Source organism: Streptomyces hesseae, from assembly GCF_031845785.1.
GTDB classification, from domain to species: domain Bacteria; phylum Actinomycetota; class Actinomycetes; order Streptomycetales; family Streptomycetaceae; genus Streptomyces; species Streptomyces hesseae.
Map to the genome: position 1 here is coordinate 1 of NZ_JAVRFI010000004.1, position 17,969 is coordinate 17,969.

At 73.4% G+C, this 17,969-nt stretch carries 16 protein-coding genes and 3 pseudogenes; 12 read left to right on the forward strand and 7 right to left on the reverse strand.

The features are described 5' to 3' along the window. The 3 genes and pseudogenes from RM609_RS08175 to RM609_RS08185 all read left to right on the forward strand — a co-directional run. Window positions 1–100, forward strand: a pseudogene (locus RM609_RS08175) (SGNH/GDSL hydrolase family protein); the annotation flags it as partial. Window positions 101–245: 145 nt separating this feature from the next. Further along, entirely contained in the window at window positions 246–2,114 is a 1,869-nt protein-coding gene (ggt, locus tag RM609_RS08180) for a gamma-glutamyltransferase (RefSeq protein ID WP_311609172.1), read from the forward strand. Window positions 2,115–2,202: 88 nt separating this feature from the next. Continuing rightward, window positions 2,203–3,246, forward strand: a complete 1,044-nt coding sequence (locus RM609_RS08185; protein ID WP_311609175.1) for a ligand-gated ion channel — start codon at window positions 2,203–2,205, stop codon at window positions 3,244–3,246. 18 nt (window positions 3,247–3,264) lie between these two features. On the opposite strand, the gene RM609_RS08190 is transcribed toward RM609_RS08185, so the two are convergent. After that, the gene (locus RM609_RS08190) at window positions 3,265–3,828 is read right to left on the reverse strand and encodes an isochorismatase family protein (protein WP_311609177.1); all 564 of its coding nucleotides are present in this window, start codon (window positions 3,826–3,828) and stop codon (window positions 3,265–3,267) included. Between the two features lie 173 nt (window positions 3,829–4,001). Between RM609_RS08190 and RM609_RS08195 the strand changes: the two genes are divergently transcribed. From RM609_RS08195 to RM609_RS08210, 4 genes are read left to right on the forward strand one after another with little or no spacing between them, the layout of a single operon-like run. After that, window positions 4,002–4,844, forward strand: a complete 843-nt coding sequence (locus RM609_RS08195) for a nitrilase-related carbon-nitrogen hydrolase (RefSeq protein ID WP_311609179.1) — start codon at window positions 4,002–4,004, stop codon at window positions 4,842–4,844. Further along, on the forward strand, window positions 4,841–6,157 hold the full coding sequence (locus RM609_RS08200; RefSeq protein WP_311609181.1) for an aspartate aminotransferase family protein: 1,317 nt from the start codon (window positions 4,841–4,843) through the stop codon (window positions 6,155–6,157). Before RM609_RS08195 ends, RM609_RS08200 begins: the two co-directional genes overlap by 4 nt. After that, window positions 6,154–7,554: a dihydropyrimidinase gene (hydA, locus tag RM609_RS08205; protein WP_311609182.1), complete on the forward strand. Its 1,401-nt coding sequence runs from the start codon at window positions 6,154–6,156 to the stop codon at window positions 7,552–7,554. Before RM609_RS08200 ends, hydA begins: the two co-directional genes overlap by 4 nt. 14 nt (window positions 7,555–7,568) lie before the next feature. Then, window positions 7,569–8,570 (forward strand): TIGR03842 family LLM class F420-dependent oxidoreductase, encoded by a 1,002-nt coding sequence (locus RM609_RS08210; protein WP_311609184.1) that lies wholly within the window; start codon window positions 7,569–7,571, stop codon window positions 8,568–8,570. A gap of 59 nt (window positions 8,571–8,629) precedes the next feature. On the opposite strand, the gene lplAB is transcribed toward RM609_RS08210, so the two are convergent. Beyond that, on the reverse strand, window positions 8,630–9,685 hold the full coding sequence (gene lplAB / locus RM609_RS08215; RefSeq protein ID WP_311609187.1) for a lipoate-protein ligase LplAB: 1,056 nt from the start codon (window positions 9,683–9,685) through the stop codon (window positions 8,630–8,632). Between the two features lie 159 nt (window positions 9,686–9,844). On the opposite strand from lplAB, the gene RM609_RS08220 reads away from it, so the two are divergent. The 3 genes from RM609_RS08220 to RM609_RS08230 all read left to right on the forward strand — a co-directional run bounded on the left by RM609_RS08220 (window position 9,845) and on the right by RM609_RS08230 (window position 14,001). Further along, the gene (locus tag RM609_RS08220; RefSeq protein ID WP_311609688.1) at window positions 9,845–11,584 is read left to right on the forward strand and encodes a gamma-glutamyltransferase family protein; all 1,740 of its coding nucleotides are present in this window, start codon (window positions 9,845–9,847) and stop codon (window positions 11,582–11,584) included. A gap of 113 nt (window positions 11,585–11,697) precedes the next feature. Then, complete coding sequence (locus tag RM609_RS08225; protein WP_311609188.1) at window positions 11,698–12,546, forward strand: inositol monophosphatase family protein; 849 nt, start codon at window positions 11,698–11,700, stop codon at window positions 12,544–12,546. A gap of 48 nt (window positions 12,547–12,594) precedes the next feature. Continuing rightward, window positions 12,595–14,001: a phytoene desaturase family protein gene (locus RM609_RS08230; protein WP_311609689.1), complete on the forward strand. Its 1,407-nt coding sequence runs from the start codon at window positions 12,595–12,597 to the stop codon at window positions 13,999–14,001. A 54-nt stretch (window positions 14,002–14,055) separates the two neighbouring features. Here RM609_RS08230 and RM609_RS34725 read toward each other — a convergent pair whose 3' ends face one another. The 4 genes and pseudogenes from RM609_RS34725 to RM609_RS08245 all read right to left on the reverse strand — a co-directional run bounded on the left by RM609_RS34725 (window position 14,056) and on the right by RM609_RS08245 (window position 14,907). Then, window positions 14,056–14,163: a hypothetical protein gene (locus RM609_RS34725; protein WP_498073163.1), complete on the reverse strand. Its 108-nt coding sequence runs from the start codon at window positions 14,161–14,163 to the stop codon at window positions 14,056–14,058. Further along, window positions 14,160–14,277: pseudogene (locus RM609_RS34730) on the reverse strand (hypothetical protein); the annotation flags it as partial. The pseudogene RM609_RS34730 and the gene RM609_RS34725, both read right to left, overlap by 4 nt. Before the next feature lie 213 nt (window positions 14,278–14,490). Next, a pseudogene (locus RM609_RS08240) lies at window positions 14,491–14,667 on the reverse strand (Clp protease N-terminal domain-containing protein); the annotation flags it as partial. Window positions 14,668–14,673: 6 nt separating this feature from the next. After that, on the reverse strand, window positions 14,674–14,907 hold the full coding sequence (locus tag RM609_RS08245; protein ID WP_311609717.1) for a hypothetical protein: 234 nt from the start codon (window positions 14,905–14,907) through the stop codon (window positions 14,674–14,676). A gap of 124 nt (window positions 14,908–15,031) precedes the next feature. Here RM609_RS08245 and RM609_RS08250 point away from each other — a divergent pair, with 124 nt between their 5' ends. Then, on the forward strand, window positions 15,032–16,513 hold the full coding sequence (locus RM609_RS08250; protein WP_311609190.1) for a DNA-3-methyladenine glycosylase 2 family protein: 1,482 nt from the start codon (window positions 15,032–15,034) through the stop codon (window positions 16,511–16,513). 25 nt (window positions 16,514–16,538) lie between these two features. Further along, window positions 16,539–17,057, forward strand: coding sequence for a methylated-DNA--[protein]-cysteine S-methyltransferase (locus tag RM609_RS08255; RefSeq protein ID WP_311609192.1), 519 nt, complete (start codon window positions 16,539–16,541; stop codon window positions 17,055–17,057). Window positions 17,058–17,167: 110 nt separating this feature from the next. On the opposite strand, the gene RM609_RS08260 is transcribed toward RM609_RS08255, so the two are convergent. Further along, the gene (locus RM609_RS08260) at window positions 17,168–17,908 is read right to left on the reverse strand and encodes an SIR2 family NAD-dependent protein deacylase (RefSeq protein ID WP_311609194.1); all 741 of its coding nucleotides are present in this window, start codon (window positions 17,906–17,908) and stop codon (window positions 17,168–17,170) included. Window positions 17,909–17,969: the final 61 nt, after the last annotated feature.

The following is a 17,969-nucleotide window of genomic DNA, read 5'->3' on the forward strand; positions in this document are numbered from 1 at the left end:
CGGCAAGCAGACCCGCCTCGTGACCGTCGGCATCGGCGGCAACGACATCGGCTTCGGGACCATCATCGGCAGCTGCGCCGTGCTGTCCGCGACCAGCCCCCACCGGCCCGCGGTGCCGTGACGGCCGCACCCGCACCCACCGTGAGACCGGACCGGCGGCCCCGCCCGGCAGGGGCAAGTGCCCTGTCGGCGGCCGCGCTCCGCGAGTAGGCTCCGGGGCCCGTTCGTCCGTCACGGAGGCACCCATGGCCCTCGCCAGACCGAACCCCCGCCGGAGCCTGCCCGTTCTCGCGGCCACCGCCGCGCTCGTCGCCGGGGCGCTGGCGGCGCCCGCCGCGCCCGCCGCGGCCGCCGCGCCCGCCGCGCCCGCCGGGCCCACCGGCGAGGCCACCCGCACCCCCGCCAAGTCCCCCGTGGCCGTCGGCTACGGCGGCGCCGTGGCCAGCGTCGACGCCGACGCCTCCGCCGCGGGCGTCGAGGTGCTGCGCAAGGGCGGCAACGCGGTGGACGCGGCGGTGGCCACCGCCGCCGCCCTCGGCGTCACCGAGCCCTACTCCGCCGGCATCGGCGGAGGCGGCTATTTCGTCTACTACGACGCCAAGTCCCGCAAGGTCTCCACCATCGACGGCCGCGAGCGCGCCCCCCTCAGCGCGACCAAGGACCTCTTCATCGAGAAGGGCGGCCCGCTGCCCTTCGCCGACGCCGTCACCAGCGGCCTGAGCGTCGGCACTCCCGGCACCCCCGCCACCTGGGACACGGCCCTGCGCTCCTGGGGCAGCCGTAGCCTCGGCCAGGTCCTGGCGCCCGCCCGGCGGCTGGCCCGCGACGGCTTCACCGTCGACGAGACCTTCCACAACCAGACCGCCGCCAACTACGACCGTTTCAAGGACTTCCCCGCCACCGCCAAGATCTTCCTGCCCGGCGGCAAGCCCCCGGCCGTCGGCTCGACGCTGCGCAACCCCGACCTCGCCCGCACCTACGGCCTGCTGTCCGACCAGGGCGTGGCCGCCCTCTACCGGGGCGCGCTGGGCCGCGACCTGGTCCGGACCGTGCGCAAGCCGCCCGTCGACCCGGCCTCCGGACGCGTCGCCCGGCCCGGCGATCTGACGGAGCGGGACCTCCGCGCGTACGGCGCGCGCAAGCAGGACCCCACCCGCACCTCCTACCGGGGCCTGGACGTCTACAGCATCGCCCCCTCCTCCTCCGGCGGGACGACCGTCGGCGAGGCCCTCAACATCCTGGAGAACTCCGAGCTGAAGCGGCTGGACCAGCAGACCTATCTCCACCGCTACATCGAGGCCAGCCGGATCGCCTTCGCCGACCGCAACCGCTGGGTCGGCGACCCCGCCTTCGAGTCCGTGCCCGTCCAGGGCCTGCTCTCCCAGCGCTTCGCCGACTCGCGCGCCTGCCTGATCAAGGACGACGCTGTGCTCACCAGCCCGCTGGCGCCCGGCGACCCGCGCCGCCCGGGCTCGCGCTGCGCGACGGGAGGCCGGGCCGCCCCGACCCCGTACGAGGGGGAGAACACCTCCCATCTGACGGTCGCCGACAAGTGGGGCAACGTCGTCGCGTACACCCTCACGCTGGAGCAGACCGGCGGCAGCGGTATCACCGTGCCGGGGCGCGGATTCCTGCTGAACAACGAGCTGACCGACTTCTCCTTCACCCCCGTCAGCCCGGGCGTCCACGACCCCAACCTGCCCGGTCCGGGCAAGCGCCCGCGCTCGTCCCTGTCGCCCACGATCGTCCTGGAGCACGGCAGGCCCGCCTTCGCCCTCGGCTCGCCCGGCGGCGCCACCATCATCACGACCGTCCTCCAGACGCTCCTCAACCACGTGGACCGCGGCATGCCGCTCGGCGACGCCATCGCCGCGCCCCGCGCCAGCCAGCGCAACGCGGCGGCCACCGAGCTGGAGCCGGGGCTGTGGAACAGCCCGCTGCGCGGCCGGCTGGAGGCCAAGGGCCATGTGTTCAAGCTCAATCCGGAGATCGGCGCCGCCACCGGCGTCCAGCGGCTGCCCGACGGGCGCTGGCTGGCCGCGGCCGAGAAGAGCCGGCGCGGGGGCGGCTCGGCGATGGTGGTGAGGCCCGAGGGGAAGCCGCCGGTGCGCTGACGGCTCCTGCGCGCGCGGGGGCCGCGCGTTTCCGCGCCGGATAGGGGCGGATTGGGGCGGCCGCCGCCGGGCCACGATCACTGATGTCATGAGTGGGCGACGGCGGTTGACACGGGTCCTGGCGGTACTGATCGGCGCGTTCGCGGTGTGGCTGTCGGCAGCCGGCACCGCGGACGCGGCCCCGGTGGAACGAACACCGGCGAAAGAGGCCCCGACCTGCCGGGTCGGCGCCTATCTCAGCGACCTCTACGACCTCGACCCCGCCAAGAACGCCTTCTCGGCGCGGCTGACGGTCTGGAGCGTCTGCCCGAAGCGCGAGCTGGACCCGCTGCCCGACGTGGCGTTCACCAACTCCAGCGACGCCGAGAAGAGCGAGCCCTCGGTGACTCAGGAAGCCGGCATGTTCCGGGACCTGGTGCGGATCCAGGGCGTCTTCCGGCAGGACTGGGACCTGCGCGCGTTCCCCTACGACCGCCACCGGATCACGATCAACATCACGTCCCGCACCACGATCGACAAGTTCCGCTTCACCCCCGACAACGAGGACTCGGGTGCCAACGAGGGGCTCGCCCCCGACGGCTGGAAGCTCACCGGATTCCATCTGACCGCGGTCGAGCAGCACTTCCCGACGAACTTCGGCGACACCACGCTCCCCCGGGGCAAGGGCAGCACCCGCAGCAGGCTGGTCGTCGAGATGGACCTGGCGCGCGACGACCCCACGGCCTTCTGGCGGCTGACCGGGCCGCTCTACCTCATGGTGCTCCTCGCCACCGCCGCCTTCCTGCTGCCCACGCACGGCGATGAGCTGGGCATGGCCGAGCGGCTGGACTCGATGCAGAGCCGGCTGGCCCTGTTGGGCGGGGGCCTCTTTGTAGTAATGCTGAACCTTCAGCAGGTGAGCACGGTCGTCACGAGCACGGTCGGGCTGACGCTCATCGACGGGCTGCATCTGCTGACGCTCGTCTATGTGCTGCTGGCGGTGCTGGCCACCGTGCTGTCCTGGCGCTGGACGGTACGGGGCGGCTGTCCGGCGCGGGCGGAGCGGGTCCACCACCGCTACGCCTGGATCGGGCTCGCCGCGTACGCGCTCGTCGCCGCCGCGCTGGTGGTGTACGCCGCCGGTCTGGTGTAGGCCGGCGACCGGTGCGGGTCAGCGACCCAGCAGCGCGAGGATGTTGTCCGTGGTGTCCGTCTCGGCCAGGCGCGGGAGGACCCTCTCGACGGAGAAGCGGTGCACCTCGGGGTCCGGGTCGGTGACGGCGTCCGTCGCGACGGTCACGTGGTAGCCGTGCTCGTGGGCCGCGCGGGCGGTGGACTCCACGCCCGCGCCCGTCGCGATGCCCGCGAGCACGACCTGGGTGACGCCCCTGCGGCGCAGCTGGAGGTCCAGGTCGGTGGCGTGGAAGGCGCCCCAGGTGTGCTTGGTGACCACGATGTCGGTGTCCTGGCGGCCGAGCTCCGGCACCAGCTCGGCGAAGTCGGCCGGGGGCCGGCCGGAGCGCAGCGGGGCCTCGGAGCGCCCGGGCGCTGCGCCGACGACACGTACCAGGACGACCGGCAGCCCGCGCTCGCGGAAGGCGGCGGCGAGGCGGGCCCCGCGCTCGACGACGGCGTCGGCCGGGGGAGCGGGGTGGGTGGTGGGCAGGGCGACGATGCCCTTCTGGAGGTCGACGAGGACGAGGGCGGCCCTCGGGTCGAGCGTGGTGGCTGTCATACGGCCACCCTAAGAGAAAGACAGGTAAACTTGCAAGGATGCCTTTCTGAAATGCGTGGACGCGGGACATGCGCGATGGTCTTGCCACGGGGAGTGACGGGACCTACGGTCGCATGCACACGCGGATCTTTCGCGTGCGCAGCCTGTTCGAAGTCCCGGCTGAGGAGCAGCTCATGGCCAACGTTGTCCGTGCGGCACTGGTCCAGGCGACCTGGACCGGCGATACCGAGTCGATGATCGCCAAGCATGAGGAGCACGCCCGCGCCGCCGCCGCGCAGGGCGCCAAGGTGATCGGTTTTCAGGAAGTCTTCAACGCCCCCTACTTCTGCCAGGTGCAGGAGAGCGAGCACTACCGCTGGGCCGAGCCCGTCCCGGACGGCCCGACCGTCCGCCGGATGAGCGACCTCGCCCGCGAGACCGGCATGGTGATCGTCGTGCCGGTCTTCGAGGCCGAGGGGGCCGGCTTCTTCTACAACACCGCCGCCGTCATCGACGCCGACGGCACCTATCTCGGCAAGTACCGCAAGCACCACATCCCCCAGCTCAAGGGGTTCTGGGAGAAGTACTACTTCCGGCCCGGCAATCTCGGCTGGCCCGTCTTCGACACGGCCGTCGGCCGGATCGGCGTCTACATCTGCTACGACCGGCACTTCCCCGAGGGCTGGCGCGCCCTGGGCCTCGCGGGCGCGCAGCTCGTCTACAACCCCTCGGCCACCTCACGGGGCCTCTCCTCCCACCTGTGGCGGCTCGAACAGCCCGCGGCCGCCGTCGCCAACGAGTACTTCGTCGCCGCGATCAACCGGGTGGGTCAGGAGGAGTACGGGGACAACGACTTCTACGGCACCTCCTACTTCGTCGACCCGCGCGGCCAGTTCGTCGGCGACCCGGCCAGCGACACCAAGGAGGAACTGCTCGTCCGCGACCTCGACTTCGACGTGATCGACGAGGTGCGCCGGCAGTGGGCGTTCTACCGGGACCGCCGCCCCGACGCCTACGACGGGCTGGTGCGGCCATGAGCCCCGCCGCCCCGCTCCACGACCGGCACCGGGCCGTGATGCCCTCCTGGCTCGCCCTCTACTACAGCGAGCCGCTGGAGCTCACCCACGGCGAGGGCCGGCACGTCTGGGACGCCTCCGGAAAGCGGTACCTCGACTTCTTCGGCGGCATCCTCACCACGATGACCGCCCACGCCCTCCCCGAGGTCACCAAGGCCGTCAGCGAGCAGGCAGGCCGCATCCTCCACACCTCCACCCTCTACCTCGACCGGCACATGGTCGAGCTCGCCGAGCGCGTCGCGAGCCTGTCGGGCATCCCCGACGCCCGGGTCTTCTTCACCACCTCCGGCACCGAGGCCAACGACGCCGCGCTCCTGCTGGCCACCACGTACCGCGGGTCCAACCAGATCCTGGCGATGCGCAACAGCTACCACGGCCGTTCCTTCTCCACCGTCGGCATCACCGGGAACACCAGCTGGTCGCCCACCAGCCTCTCGCCCCTCCAGACGCTCTACGTCCACGGCGGCGTCCGCGGCCGGGGGCCGTACGCCCACCTGAGCGACGGGCAGTTCATCGAGGCGTGCGTGGCGGACCTGGAGGACGTGCTGGGCCAGGCGCACGGCACCGTCGCCGCGCTGATCGCCGAGCCCGTCCAGGGCGTCGGCGGCTTCACCGCGCCGCCCGACGGGCTCTACGCCGCCTTCCGCGAGGTCCTGAAACGGCACGGCATCCTGTGGATCACCGACGAGGTGCAGACCGGCTGGGGCCGCACCGGCGACCACTTCTGGGGCTGGCAGGCCCACGCCGCGAGCGGCCCGCCCGACCTGCTCACCTTCGCCAAGGGCATCGGTAACGGCATGTCCATCGGCGGCGTCGTCGCCCGCGCCGACGTCATGAACTGCCTCGGCGCCAACTCCATCTCCACCTTCGGCGGCAGCCCCGTCACCATGGCTGCCGGCCTCGCCAACCTCACCTATCTGATCGAGCACGACCTCCAGGGCAACGCCCGCCGCGTCGGCGGCCTCCTCCTGGAGCGGCTGCGCGCCATCGGCGCGGGCCTGCCGATCGTCCACGAGGTGCGCGGCCGAGGGCTGATGGCCGGCGTCGAGCTCGTCGGCCGCGACGGCTCACCGTCCCCGGACGCCGCCGCCCGCACCCTCGAACACGCCCGGGAGCGGGGCCTGCTGATCGGCAAGGGCGGCCGCGAGGGCAACACCCTGCGCATCGCCCCGCCCATGACGCTCACCGTCGCGGAGGCCGAGGAGGGCGCCGCCATCCTCGAAGAGGCGCTGAGCCGTGCCCAGCAGGACCTCGCCGCCGAGGAGGGCCCATGACCACCACGCTCATCAGCGGCGGACTCGTCATCACCGCCGCCGACGAGATCACCGCGGACGTCCTGATCGAGGACGGCAAGGTCGCCGCGCTGGCCGCCCCGGACAGTACGTACGCCGGGCGCTGGAGCGCCGACCGCGTCATCGACGCCACGGGGAAGTACGTCATCCCCGGCGGCGTCGACGCCCACACCCACTTCGAGCTCCCCTTCGGCGGCACCGCCGCCTCGGACACCTTCGAGACCGGCACCCGCGCCGCCGCCTGGGGCGGTACGACGACGGTCGTCGACTTCGCCGTCCAGTCGCGCGGGCAGTCCCTGCGCGCCGGACTGGACACCTGGCACGCCAAGGCCGACGGCCGGTGCGCCGTCGACTACGCCTTCCACATGATCCTCTCCGATGTGCACGAGAGCTCGCTCAAGGAGATGGACCTGCTGGTGGGGGAGGGCGTGACGTCCTTCAAGCTGTTCATGGCCTACCCGGGCGTCTTCTACAGCGACGACGGGCAGATCCTGCGCGCGATGCAGCGGGCCGCCGGCAACGGCGGGCTGATCATGATGCACGCCGAGAACGGCATCGCCATCGACGTCCTCGTCGAACAGGCCCTGGCGGCGGGGAGGACCGACCCCCGCTACCACGGAGAGGTCCGCAGGACCCTCCTGGAGGCCGAGGCCACCCACCGCGCCATCCAGCTCGCCCGGGTCGCCGGCAGCCCCCTCTACGTCGTGCACGTCTCGGCCGAGGAGGCCGTCGCCGAGCTGGCGCAGGCCCGCGACAAGGGCCTCCCGGTCTTCGGCGAGACCTGCCCGCAATACCTCTTCCTCTCCACCGACAACCTCGCCGAACCGGGCTTCGAGGGCGCCAAGTACGTCTGCTCCACGCCCCTGCGGCCGCGCGAGCACCAGGCCGCGCTCTGGCGCGGGCTGCGCACCGACGACCTCCAGGTCGTCTCCACCGACCACTGCCCCTTCTGCTTCTCCGGCCAGAAGGAACTGGGCCGGGGCGACTTCTCGAAGATCCCCAACGGGCTGCCCGGCGTGGAGAACCGCATGGACCTCCTCCACCAGGCCGTCGTCGACGGCCATATCTCCCGCCGCCGCTGGATCGAGATCGCCTGCGCCGCGCCCGCCCGGATGTTCGGCCTCGCCCCGCACAAGGGCACCATCGCCCCCGGCGGCGACGCCGACATCGTCATCTACGACCCCCACGCGCGGCAGACGCTCTCCGCGTCCACCCACCACATGAACGTCGACTACTCGGCCTACGAGGGCAAACAGATCACCGGGCAGGTGGAGACGGTCCTCTCGCGCGGCGAAACCGTCATCGAAAAAAGGAAGTTCACCGGACGGGCGGGCCACGGACGCTACGTCCCCCGCACCACCTGCCAGTACCTCAGCTAAGGAGCACCCCGCACGTGGACTTCGGCCTCGTCCTCCAGACCGACCCGCCCGCCACCGCCGTCGTGGACCTGATGAGACGCGCCGAGGGCGCGGGCTTCCGCTACGGCTGGACGTTCGACTCCGCCGTACTGTGGCAGGAGCCCTTCGTCATCTACAGCCGCATCCTGGAACACACCGAGCGCCTGGTCGTCGGCCCCATGGTCACCAACCCCTCCACCCGCACCCCCGAGGTGACCGCCTCCACCTTCGCCACCCTCAACGACATGTACGGCAACCGCACCGTCTGCGGCATCGGCCGGGGCGACTCCGCGATGCGGGTGGCCGGGCGCAAGCCCAACACCCTCGCCACGCTCGGCGAGGCGATGCGCGTCATCCGCGACCTGGCGGAGGGCCGCGAGGCCGACGTCGGCGACGGGAAGACACTGCGGATCCCCTGGATCCGCGACGGCCGGCTGCCCGTGTGGATGGCCGCCTACGGCCCCAAGGCCCTGGCCCTGGCGGGCCGCGAGGCCGACGGCTTCATCCTCCAGCTCGCCGACCCCTTCCTCACCGAATGGATGATCAAGGCCGTACGCGACGCGGCCGCCGACGCGGGCCGCGACCCGTCCTCCGTCACCATCTGCGTCGCCGCCCCCGCCTACGTCGGCGACGACCTCGCCCACGCCCGCGACCAGTGCCGCTGGTTCGGCGGCATGGTCGGCAACCACGTCGCCGACCTCGTCACCCGCTACGGCACCCACTCCGGCGCCGTCCCCGACGCCCTCACCGACTACATCGAGCGCCGCTCCGGCTACGACTACAGCCACCACGGCCGGGCCGGGAACCCCTCGACGGACTTCGTCCCCGACGAGATCGTCGACCGGTTCTGTGTGCTGGGGCCGGTGGCAGCGCATCGCGAACGCCTGGAACACCTGAGGGAGCTGGGTGTGGACCAGTTCGCGGTGTATGCGATGCATGACGCGAAGGAGGCGACGATCGAGGCGTACGGGGAGCATGTGATCCCCGCGCTGGGGTGAATCGTTCACCGTTTCCCAGGGGGCTCAGCCCCCCGGGAAACGGAAGCCCGCCGCAGGCGCTACGGCACGCGCGCCGTCCACTCCTCCGAGGAGAATTTCGTCGCGGCCAGCTCCTCCGCCCGAGCCATCTCCTCCGGAGTGACCGCACCGTCGACGAGCCCGTACCGCCCCCGGAACGAGGCCACCATCCGCTCGATGACGGCCTCCCGGGGCAACCCCGTCTGCCGCCGCAGCGGATCCACCCGCTTCTTCGCGGACTTCGTCCCCTTGTCGGAGAGCTTCTCCTTGCCGATGCGCAGCACATCGAGCATCTTGTCCGCGTCGATGTCGTACGCCATCGTCACGTGGTGCAGCACCGCGCCGTCGCCCGAGACGACCCGCTTCTGCGCGGCTCCCGCGATCTTGCCCGCCTCGGTGGCGATGTCGTTGAGGGGCTGGTACCAGGCCTTGATGCCCATGTCGCCGAGGGCGCCCAGCACCCAGTCGTCCAGGTAGGCGTAGCTGTCCGCGAAGGACAGGCCCTGCACCAGCGCGTCCGGCACGCACAGCGAGTAGGTGATGGTGCTCTGCGGCTCCACGAACATGGCCCCGCCACCGCTGATCCGCCGCACCACCGTCATCCCATGACGCTCCGCCCCCTCCGGGTCCACCTCGTTGCGCAGCGACTGGAAGCTGCCGATGACCACGGCCGGGGACGCCCACTCCCACACCCGCAGCGTGGGCGGCCGCCGGCCGGCCGCGACCTCGGCGGTCAGCACCTCGTCCAGCGCCATGTGGAGGGCCGGGGACTGGGGGCCGTCGTGGATGAGCTGCCAGTCGTAGTGGTGCCAGTCGGTGGCCTGCGCCAGCGCCCGCCGCACCGCCACGCCCACGGCCTCGGAGGAGAAGCCGAACATCACCGTGCCCTCGGGCAGCGCCGCGTCGATGCGGGCGGCGAGCTCCGGGGCGGGGGTGTCGGCCGGCGCGCCCTCCAGGGCGCGGTTGATGTCGAGCAGCGCCTCGTCGGGCTCCAGGAAGAAGTCCCCGGCCACCCGGACGTCACGCAGCGAGCCGTCCTCGACCTCCAGGTCCACGACGACGAGTTTTCCGCCCGGAACCTTGTATTCGCCGTGCACGGCCGCGTCCTCCCGCTCGTTCCCTCCGGTCGGCCACCCGGCCGACGGCGGAATCAACCGTAACCCTTGCGTGCCCGTCCACCGTCTGCCTTGCTGGGGGCTGTGACCCCGACGTTTCCCTCGTTCACCACCCGCCCCACCCTCCAGGGCACCTTCGGCATGGTGTCCTCCACCCACTGGCTGGCCTCCCAGTCCGCGATGGCGGTCATGGAGAGCGGCGGCAACGCCTTCGACGCCGCTGTGGCCGCCGGGTTCGTGCTGCACGTCGTCGAGCCGCACCTCAACGGCCCGGCCGGGGAGGTGCCCGCGCTGCTCGCCCCCGCCGGGGGACCGGTGCGGGTGCTGTGCGGCCAGGGCCCGGCACCCGCCGGGGCGAGCGTGGCGCACTACACCTCGCTCGGCCTGGAGCTCGTCCCCGGCACCGGCCCCCTGTCGGCGGCCGTGCCCGGCGCCTTCGACGCCTGGATGCTGCTGTTGCGCGACTACGGCACCAAGCCCCTGCGCGACGTGCTCGCGTACGCTATCGGCTACGCCGAGCACGGCCACGCGCCCGTCGAACGGGTCGGGGCGACCGTGGCCACCGTCAGGGAGCTGTTCGAGACCGAGCCGGAGTGGGCGTCCTCCGCCGCCCTCTATCTGCCCGGCGGCAGACCCCCGGCCCCCGGCGTCCTCTTCCGCAACCCCGCCCTCGCCGCCACCTGGCGCCGCCTCCTGGCCGAGGCGGCCGGGCCCGGCCGCGGGACACAGATCGACGCCGCCCGCCGGGTGTGGCGCGAGGGCTTCATCGCCGAGGCCCTCGTCCGCACCGCCGCCCGCCCCACCCTGGACACGTCCGGGGAACGCCACGCGGGCACCCTCACCGGCGACGACCTCGCCCGCCACCACGCCTCCTACGAGGACCCCGTCACCCACGACTGGCAGGGCTGGACCGTCTGCAAGGCCGGCCCCTGGTCCCAGGGCCCCGTCCTCCTCCAGCAACTGGCCCTGCTGCCCGAGCGGCCGCCCGCGTACGGAACGCCCGACTACGTCCACACCCTCATCGAGGGAAGCAAGCTCGCCATGGCCGACCGCGAGGCCTGGTACGGCGACGCCACCGGCGACATACCGCTCGACGCGCTGCTGTCGGACGCGTACAACGCCGAGCGACGGAAGCTGATCGGCGCCACCGCCTCGTACGAGCTGCGCCCCGGCAGCCCCGGGGGACGCGCCCCGCGCCTGGCCCGGGTCCCCGTCCCCGGGGGCCCGGCGGCCGTCGCGGGCGGCGGAGAGCCCACCGTCGCCGCCGACGGCGCCACCTCCGGGGACACCTGCCACCTCGACGTCGTCGACCGCTGGGGCAACATGATCTCCGCAACGCCCAGCGGCGGCTGGCTCCAGTCCAACCCCGTCGTGCCCGAACTCGGCTTCCCCCTCGGCACCCGGCTCCAGATGACCTGGCTGGAGGAGGGCCTGCCCAACAGCCTCACCCCCGGCCGCCGGCCGCGCACGACCCTCACCCCGTCCCTGGCCCTGCGCGGCGGGGAGCCCGTCCTGGCCTTCGGCACCCCTGGCGGCGACCAGCAGGACCAGTGGCAGCTCCACTTCTTCCTCGCCGTCGCGCTGCGCCCCGAGGTGCGCGGCGGCCCGGACCTCCAGGGCGCGATCGACGCCCCCAACTGGCACCAGGAGGGCTTCCCCGGTTCCTTCCACCCGCGTACGGCCCGCCCCGGCGCCGTCACCGTCGAATCGCGGCTCGGTGGGGAGACGATCGACGAGCTGCGCCGCCGGGGGCACGCGGTGACCGTCGGCGGGCCGTGGTCGGAGGGGCGGCTGTGCGCGGTGGCACGCGACCCGGAGACGGGCGTGCTGTCGGCGGCGGCCAATCCGCGCGGGATGCAGGGGTACGCGGTGGGACGGTGAGAGGCCTGTGAGGCGGCGGGGCAGTCGGCCGGGTGTCCAGGCGTTCACCGGAACGTCATTGTGAGGCCATCGCCACACCACCGGTGGTCGACCCCACGTGGTTCGATATTCGTATGGTTCAGACGATCGAAAAGTCCCTCGCCGCATTCCTCGAGGGCGACCTCAGCGAGGTCGAGGAGGCGGTCCGCAAGGCGGCCGCGACCGAGATCCTGCCGCGCTTCCGGCAGCTCGCCGCGGACGAGATCGTGGAGAAGAACGGCCCGCACGACCTCGTCACCGTCGCCGACCGGCTCGCCGAGGAACAGCTCACCCACGCCCTCACCGCCCTGCTGCCCGGCTCGGTGGTGGTCGGCGAGGAGGCCGTGCACGCCGACCCGTCCGTGCTCGGCGCCCTCGGCGGGGACGCCCCCGTGTGGATCGTCGACCCGGTCGACGGCACCCGCCAGTTCGTCCACGGCGACCCCGGCTTCGCCACCCTCGTCTGCCTCGCCCACCGCGGCGAGCTGCTGGCCTCCTGGACGTACGCCCCCGCGCTCGACGAGCTGGCCGTCGCCCGGCGCGGCGGGGGAGCGGTGCTCAACGGCGTACCGCTGCGCTGCGGTTCCCCGGAGCCCGGCCGCGACCTGACCGTCGCGATCTCGCACTACGACTTCACCACCGACGAGGAGAAGCGCGTCCTCGGGACGCTGCTCACCGACGGCGTCGTCCCCCGCCCCTGCGGCTCGGCGGGGCTGGAGTACCTGGCCGTGGCCCGGGGCACCCTGGACGCGCTGGCTTTCTCTTGGGAGAACTCCTGGGATCACGCGGCCGGTCTGCTGCTGGTCGCCGAGGCGGGCGGGGCGAGCGCCACCGTCGCGGACGAGCCCTTCCGGATCACCGGTGGCAACGCCCTTCCCTTCAGTGCCGCGCGGGACGAGAAGACGCTGCGGCATATCCTGGGGCTGCTGGCGTCCGCCGGCTGACAGAACCGTGCTGATGGGTACGACTTGAGGGGAGCCCCGGTGGCCACCATGCTCGACGCCGTCGTCGTGGGGGCGGGGCCCAACGGGCTGACCGCCGCTGTGGAACTCGCCCGGCGCGGTCTCGCCGTCGAGGTCTTCGAGGCCGCCGACGCCATCGGGGGCGGCACCCGCACCGAGGAGCTGACCCTGCCGGGCTTCCGGCACGACCCGTGCTCCGCCGTCCACCCCCTCGCGGTCCGCTCGCCCGCCTTCGCCGGCATGCCACTGGACCTCCACGGCCTGGAGTGGATCCACCCCGAGCTGCCGCTCGCGCACCCCTTCCCCGACGGGACGGCCGCCGTGCTCTCCCGGAGGGTAGGCGAGACCGCCGCCTCGTTCGGCCCGCGCGACGCGGGCCGCTACCGCCGGCTCGTCGCGCCCTTCCACGGCCGCTGGGACACCGTGGCCGCCGACTTTCTGCGCACCCAGTGGGACGGGCTGCCCCGCGACCCGGTCACCTACGCCCGCTTCGGGCTGGTCGCGGCGCAGTCCGCCGGACTGCTGGCCAGGACCCGCTTTCACGACGAGAAGGCCCGCGGCCTGTTCGCGGGGCTCGCCGCCCACGGCATCGCCCCGCTCAGCGGCTTCGGCACCGGCGGCATGGCCCTGCTCTTCGCGCTCGCCGCCCACGAGTGCGGCTGGCCCGTACCGCGCGGCGGCTCGCAGTCCATCGCCGACGCCCTCGGCTCGTACCTGCGCGAGCTGGGCGGCGTCATCCACACCGGCTTCGAGGTCAAGCACCTCGACGACCTGCCGCCCGCCCGGGCGTTCGTCTTCGACACCTCGCCGACCGCGCTCGCCCGGATCGCGGGACTCGGCGACGCCTACCGGAACTTCCGCTACGGGCCCAGCGTCTTCAAGATCGACTACGCGCTGGACGCGCCCGTGCCCTGGACGGCCGAGGCCGCCCGCCGGGCCGGTACCGTCCATGTCGGCCCCACCTTCGGGGAGATCGGGGAGGCGCTGCGGGCCGCCGTCGAGGGCGACGACCCGGCCGTCCCCTTCCTGATCACCGCCCAGCCCAGCATCGTCGACCCCACCCGCGCCCCCGAGGGCAAACACACCTTCTGGGTCTACGGGCATGTGCCCAACGGCTGGGAGGGCGACGCCACCGAGGTGATTGAACGTCAGATCGAACGCTTCGCCCCCGGTTTCCGCGATCGCGTCCTCGCCCGCGCCACGGCCGGGCCGCCCGAGCTCGCGGCGCGCAACGCCAACTACGTCGGCGGCGACATCGCCACGGGCTCGGTCGCGGGCCTGCGACTGCTGCTGCGCCCCAGGCTCGCCCGCGTCCCCTACGCCACCGCGCACCCGGCCGTCTTCCTGTGCTCCTCGGCCACCCCGCCGGGCCCGGGCGTGCACGGCATGTCCGGCCACCACGCGGCCCGGGCGGTCTGGCGCAGCGTCTTCGCGTGAGCGGGCTCTTCGAGTGAGGGGGCTCTTCGCGTAAGAGGGACGGCCGGGCGCCCGCTACGCCGCCTGACCCAGGTCGGCCAGCACCCCGGCGCGCAGCGCCGCGGGCTCCACGCCGAGGCGCCGGAAGTAGTCCGCCGTCGTCTCGTCGTCGCAGCCGAGCACGCCCAGCAGGACGTGTTCGAGGCCGATGTGATTGCTCTTCAGGGTCCGTGCCTCGCGCAGGGAGCCCTCCAGTGCCCTCTTGGCGCGGGACGCGAAGGGGATGTGGCCGACGGGCCCGGTGGGGTTGCGGCCCAGCCCGAACAGCCGCCGTCCCTCCGGTTCGGGTGCCGGCGGCGGCGCGTCCAGCGCGCCGGGCCCGAACGCCCGCTCCGCCTGGCCGCGCACCGCGTCGAGGTCGATGCCGAAGGCGCGCAGCGCCTCCGCGTCGTCCTCGTCGAAGTGGCCGTCCGAGGCCGCCGGCGCCGACTCCGGGTCGAAGGCGGTACGGCAGCCCTCGGTGGTGACGCCGAAGCGGCCCAGGGTGGTGCCGACCGGCGCCCCCGCGAGGCCGGTGATCGCCATCAGCAGATGTTCCGTGCCGATCCGCGTGTGCCCCAGCGCGCGCGCCTCTTCCTGGGCCTCGACGACCGCGATCCGCGCGTCCTTGGTGAATCGGTTGAACATGCCTGTCTACCTCCTGGCGTGCTTCTTGTGGACCGCCTGCCTGCTGACCCCGAGGGCGCCGCCGATCTCCTCCCAGGACCAGCCCTGCCGGCGGGCGCTGTCGATCTGAAGGGCCTCCAGCCGCTCTACCAGCCGCCGCAGCGCGGCGACGGCGCGCAGCCCCACCCGGGGGTCCGGGCTCATCGCGGCTTCGGTGGTGCCCACCGCGTCATTGGATTCCGTCGCTTCGGTTCCGGCCATGCTGTCAACTTAGGATGACAAGAAGCCTCTGTCAACCGTCATTGACAAGCTGGGGTCGGTGCCCGGCGACCTTGATGTCGGATTTCCGCCAGCACCGGGCCCTCCGGCGATCGACCCTTGAGGCATGCACACCGACTTCGACCGCTGCGTACGGGCCGTCCAGTCCAAGGACGCGCGCTTCGACGGCTGGTTCTTCACCGCCGTGCTCACCACACGCATCTACTGCCGTCCCAGCTGCCCCGTCGTTCCGCCGAAGGAACGGAACATGTCCTTCTACCCCAGCGCGGCCGCCGCCCAGCAGGCCGGCTTCCGGGCCTGCAAACGCTGCCGTCCCGACGCCGTCCCCGGATCGCCGCAGTGGAACGAACGCGCCGACCTCGTCGCCCGCGCCATGCGCCTCATCGCCGACGGCACGGTCGACCGCGAAGGCGTCGGCGGCCTCGCCGCCCGCCTCGGCTACAGCACCCGCCAGATCGAACGCCGGCTGTTCGCCGAGCTCGGCGCCGGGCCCCTCGCCCTCGCCAGGGCCCAGCGCGCCCAGACCGCCCGCGTCCTGATGGAGACCAGCGACCTGCCCATGGCCGACGTCGCCTTCGCCGCCGGTTTCTCCGCCCTGCGCACCTTCAACGAGACCGTCCGCGAGGTCTTCGCGCTCACCCCCACCGACCTGCGCGCCCGCGCAGCGCGCGGCAGGGGCCCGGCCACCCCCGGCACCCTGGCGCTGCGGCTGCCCTTCCGGGCGCCCCTGTGCCCCGACAACCTCTTCGGGCTGCTCGCCGCCACCGCCGTCCCCGGCGTGGAGGAGTGGCGCGACGGCGCTTACCACCGCACCCTGCGCCTCCCCTACGGGCAGGGCACGGTCGCGCTCGCCCCCGGGCCCGGCCATATCGACTGCCGGCTCGCCCTCACCGACCTGCGCGACCTGGCGGGCGCCATCAGCCGCTGCCGCGGGCTGCTCGACCTCGACGCCGACCCCGAGGCCGTCGACGAACGGCTGCGCGCCGACCCCGCGCTCGCGCCCCTCGTCACCGCCGCCCCCGGACGCCGTGTCCCGCGCACGGTGGACGCCGACGAGCTCGCCGTACGGGCCGTGCTGGGCCAGCAGGTGTCGACCGCCGCCGCCCGCACTCTCGCCGCACGGCTCGTCGCCGCGCACGGCGAACCCGTGACCCCGCCCGAGGGCGGCCCCGGCGCCGGCCTCACCCATCTCTTCCCGTCCGCCGAGGCGCTCGCCGCCCTCGACCCCGCCGCCCTGGCCATGCCCGCGGGCCGCCGGGCCACCCTCGTCCGTACCGTCCAGGCGCTCGCCGGCGGCGAACTCGCCCTCGGCGCCGGCAGCGACCGGGAGCACGCCCGCGCGCGGCTCGCCGAGCTGCCGGGCATCGGGCCCTGGACGGCGGAGATCATCGCGATGCGCGCCCTCGGCGACCCCGACGCCTTCCCCGCCACCGACCTCGGGGTGCGGCGCGCGGCCGCCCGGACCGGACTGCCCGCGACCCCGGCCGCCCTGACCCGGCACGCCGCGGCCTGGCGGCCGTGGCGCGCGTACGCCGTGCAGTACCTGTGGTCGGCCGACGACCACGCCGCCACCCGCATGCCCGCCTGACGCCCGCTCCGTTAGGAGACCTCCCATGACCCGCGTCCGCACCCACGTCCACACCGTCGTCGACAGCCCCTACGGCCCCCTCACGCTCGTCGCCACCGACGGCGTCCTGTCCGGCCTCTATATGACCGACCAGCGCCACCGCCCTCCCCAGGAGACCTTCGGCGACCGCGCGACCGAACCCCTCGACCCCGACGGGCCGTTCCCCGAGGCGATCCGCCAACTCACCGACTACTTCGCGGGCCGGCGCACCGGATTCGACCTCCCGCTGCGCCTGGAGGGCACCCCCTTCCAGCGCCGCGTCTGGGAGGAGCTGCGGCGGATCCCGTACGGGCGGACCGTCTCCTACGGCGAGCTCGCCGAACGCCTCGGCGCCCCGGGCTCCGCCAGGGCCGTCGGCCTCGCCAATGGCAAGAACCCCGTGGGCATCATCGTCCCCTGCCATCGCGTCGTCGGCGCCGGCGGCGACCTGACCGGCTACGGCGGCGGCCTGGAGCGCAAACGGCGGCTGCTGGCGCACGAGAGCGGTCCGGAGCGGCTGTTCTGAGCGGTCTTGTCGAAGTCCGGCGCGGTACCGCGCCCAGTAAGGGGCGCGGGGAACCGCGCGACCAGCCCCCACCGGCCCGCGGTGACCGGATCGCAATTCCAGCGGAACGCTCAGCCGTTCCCGCCTTCGAGCCGCTCCAGCAGCGCGGGAAACGCGCTCCCGATCGGCTCGCGCACGATCTCGTCGGCGCGGTCGTCGTACGGCGTGGGCTCGGCGTTGACGATGATCAGCCGGGCGCCGTGGTCGGCCGCCAGACCGGCGAGGGAGGCGGCGGGGTTCACCGTGAGGCTCGTACCGACCGCGATGAACACCTCGCAGGCCTTGGCGACGGCCACCGCCTCACCCAGGACCGTCGGGTCCAGGCCCTCGCCGAACATGACCGTCGCCGACTTCAGGATCCCGCCGCACGTCTCGCACGCCGGGTCCGGGTCCCCGGCCGCCACCCGCTCCAGCGCCTCCGCCATGCCGGAACGCGCGTGGCACCGGGTGCACTCCACCGTCCGTGCCGTGCCGTGGAGTTCGAGGACCTTGCGCTCCGGCATGCCCGCCAGCTGGTGCAGCCCGTCGACGTTCTGCGTGATGACGCGCACGGGGGTGCCGGACCGCTCCAGACGGGCGACGGCCTCGTGCGCGGCGTTCGGCCGGGCGCGCAGCGTCGGCGCGTCCCGGCGCATCCGCCAGGACCGGCGGCGGATCTCGGGGTCCGCCATGTAGTACGCGTACGTGACGAGCTTCTCGGCCTCCGGGTCCCGCCGCCACAGGCCGTTGGGGCCCCGGTAGTCGGGGATACCGGAGTCGGTGGAGATCCCGGCGCCGCTGAGGATCGCCACGAGAGGTCGTCTGTCCGTCATGCCGCGAGCGTACGTGCGCCCCTGCGCGGCGGCACGCGTATTTCCCGGCGTCATTCCCGGC

Bases quoted from the DNA above. Each gene is read 5' to 3' on its own strand.
- RM609_RS08250 (WP_311609190.1), top strand. From the start codon at position 15,032: ATGCACACCGACTTCGACCGCTGCGTACGGGCCGTCCAGTCCAAGGAC.
- hydA (WP_311609182.1), top strand. From the start codon at position 6,154: ATGACCACCACGCTCATCAGCGGCGGACTCGTCATCACCGCCGCCGAC.
- ggt (WP_311609172.1), top strand. From the start codon at position 246: ATGGCCCTCGCCAGACCGAACCCCCGCCGGAGCCTGCCCGTTCTCGCG.
- RM609_RS08190 (WP_311609177.1), bottom strand. From the start codon at position 3,828: ATGACAGCCACCACGCTCGACCCGAGGGCCGCCCTCGTCCTCGTCGAC.
- RM609_RS08195 (WP_311609179.1), top strand. From the start codon at position 4,002: ATGGCCAACGTTGTCCGTGCGGCACTGGTCCAGGCGACCTGGACCGGC.
- RM609_RS08220 (WP_311609688.1), top strand. From the start codon at position 9,845: ATGGTGTCCTCCACCCACTGGCTGGCCTCCCAGTCCGCGATGGCGGTC.
- RM609_RS08225 (WP_311609188.1), top strand. From the start codon at position 11,698: ATGGTTCAGACGATCGAAAAGTCCCTCGCCGCATTCCTCGAGGGCGAC.
- RM609_RS08230 (WP_311609689.1), top strand. From the start codon at position 12,595: ATGCTCGACGCCGTCGTCGTGGGGGCGGGGCCCAACGGGCTGACCGCC.
- RM609_RS08260 (WP_311609194.1), bottom strand. From the start codon at position 17,908: ATGACGGACAGACGACCTCTCGTGGCGATCCTCAGCGGCGCCGGGATC.
- RM609_RS08185 (WP_311609175.1), top strand. From the start codon at position 2,203: ATGAGTGGGCGACGGCGGTTGACACGGGTCCTGGCGGTACTGATCGGC.
- RM609_RS08245 (WP_311609717.1), bottom strand. From the start codon at position 14,907: ATGGCCGGAACCGAAGCGACGGAATCCAATGACGCGGTGGGCACCACC.
- RM609_RS08200 (WP_311609181.1), top strand. From the start codon at position 4,841: ATGAGCCCCGCCGCCCCGCTCCACGACCGGCACCGGGCCGTGATGCCC.
- RM609_RS08255 (WP_311609192.1), top strand. From the start codon at position 16,539: ATGACCCGCGTCCGCACCCACGTCCACACCGTCGTCGACAGCCCCTAC.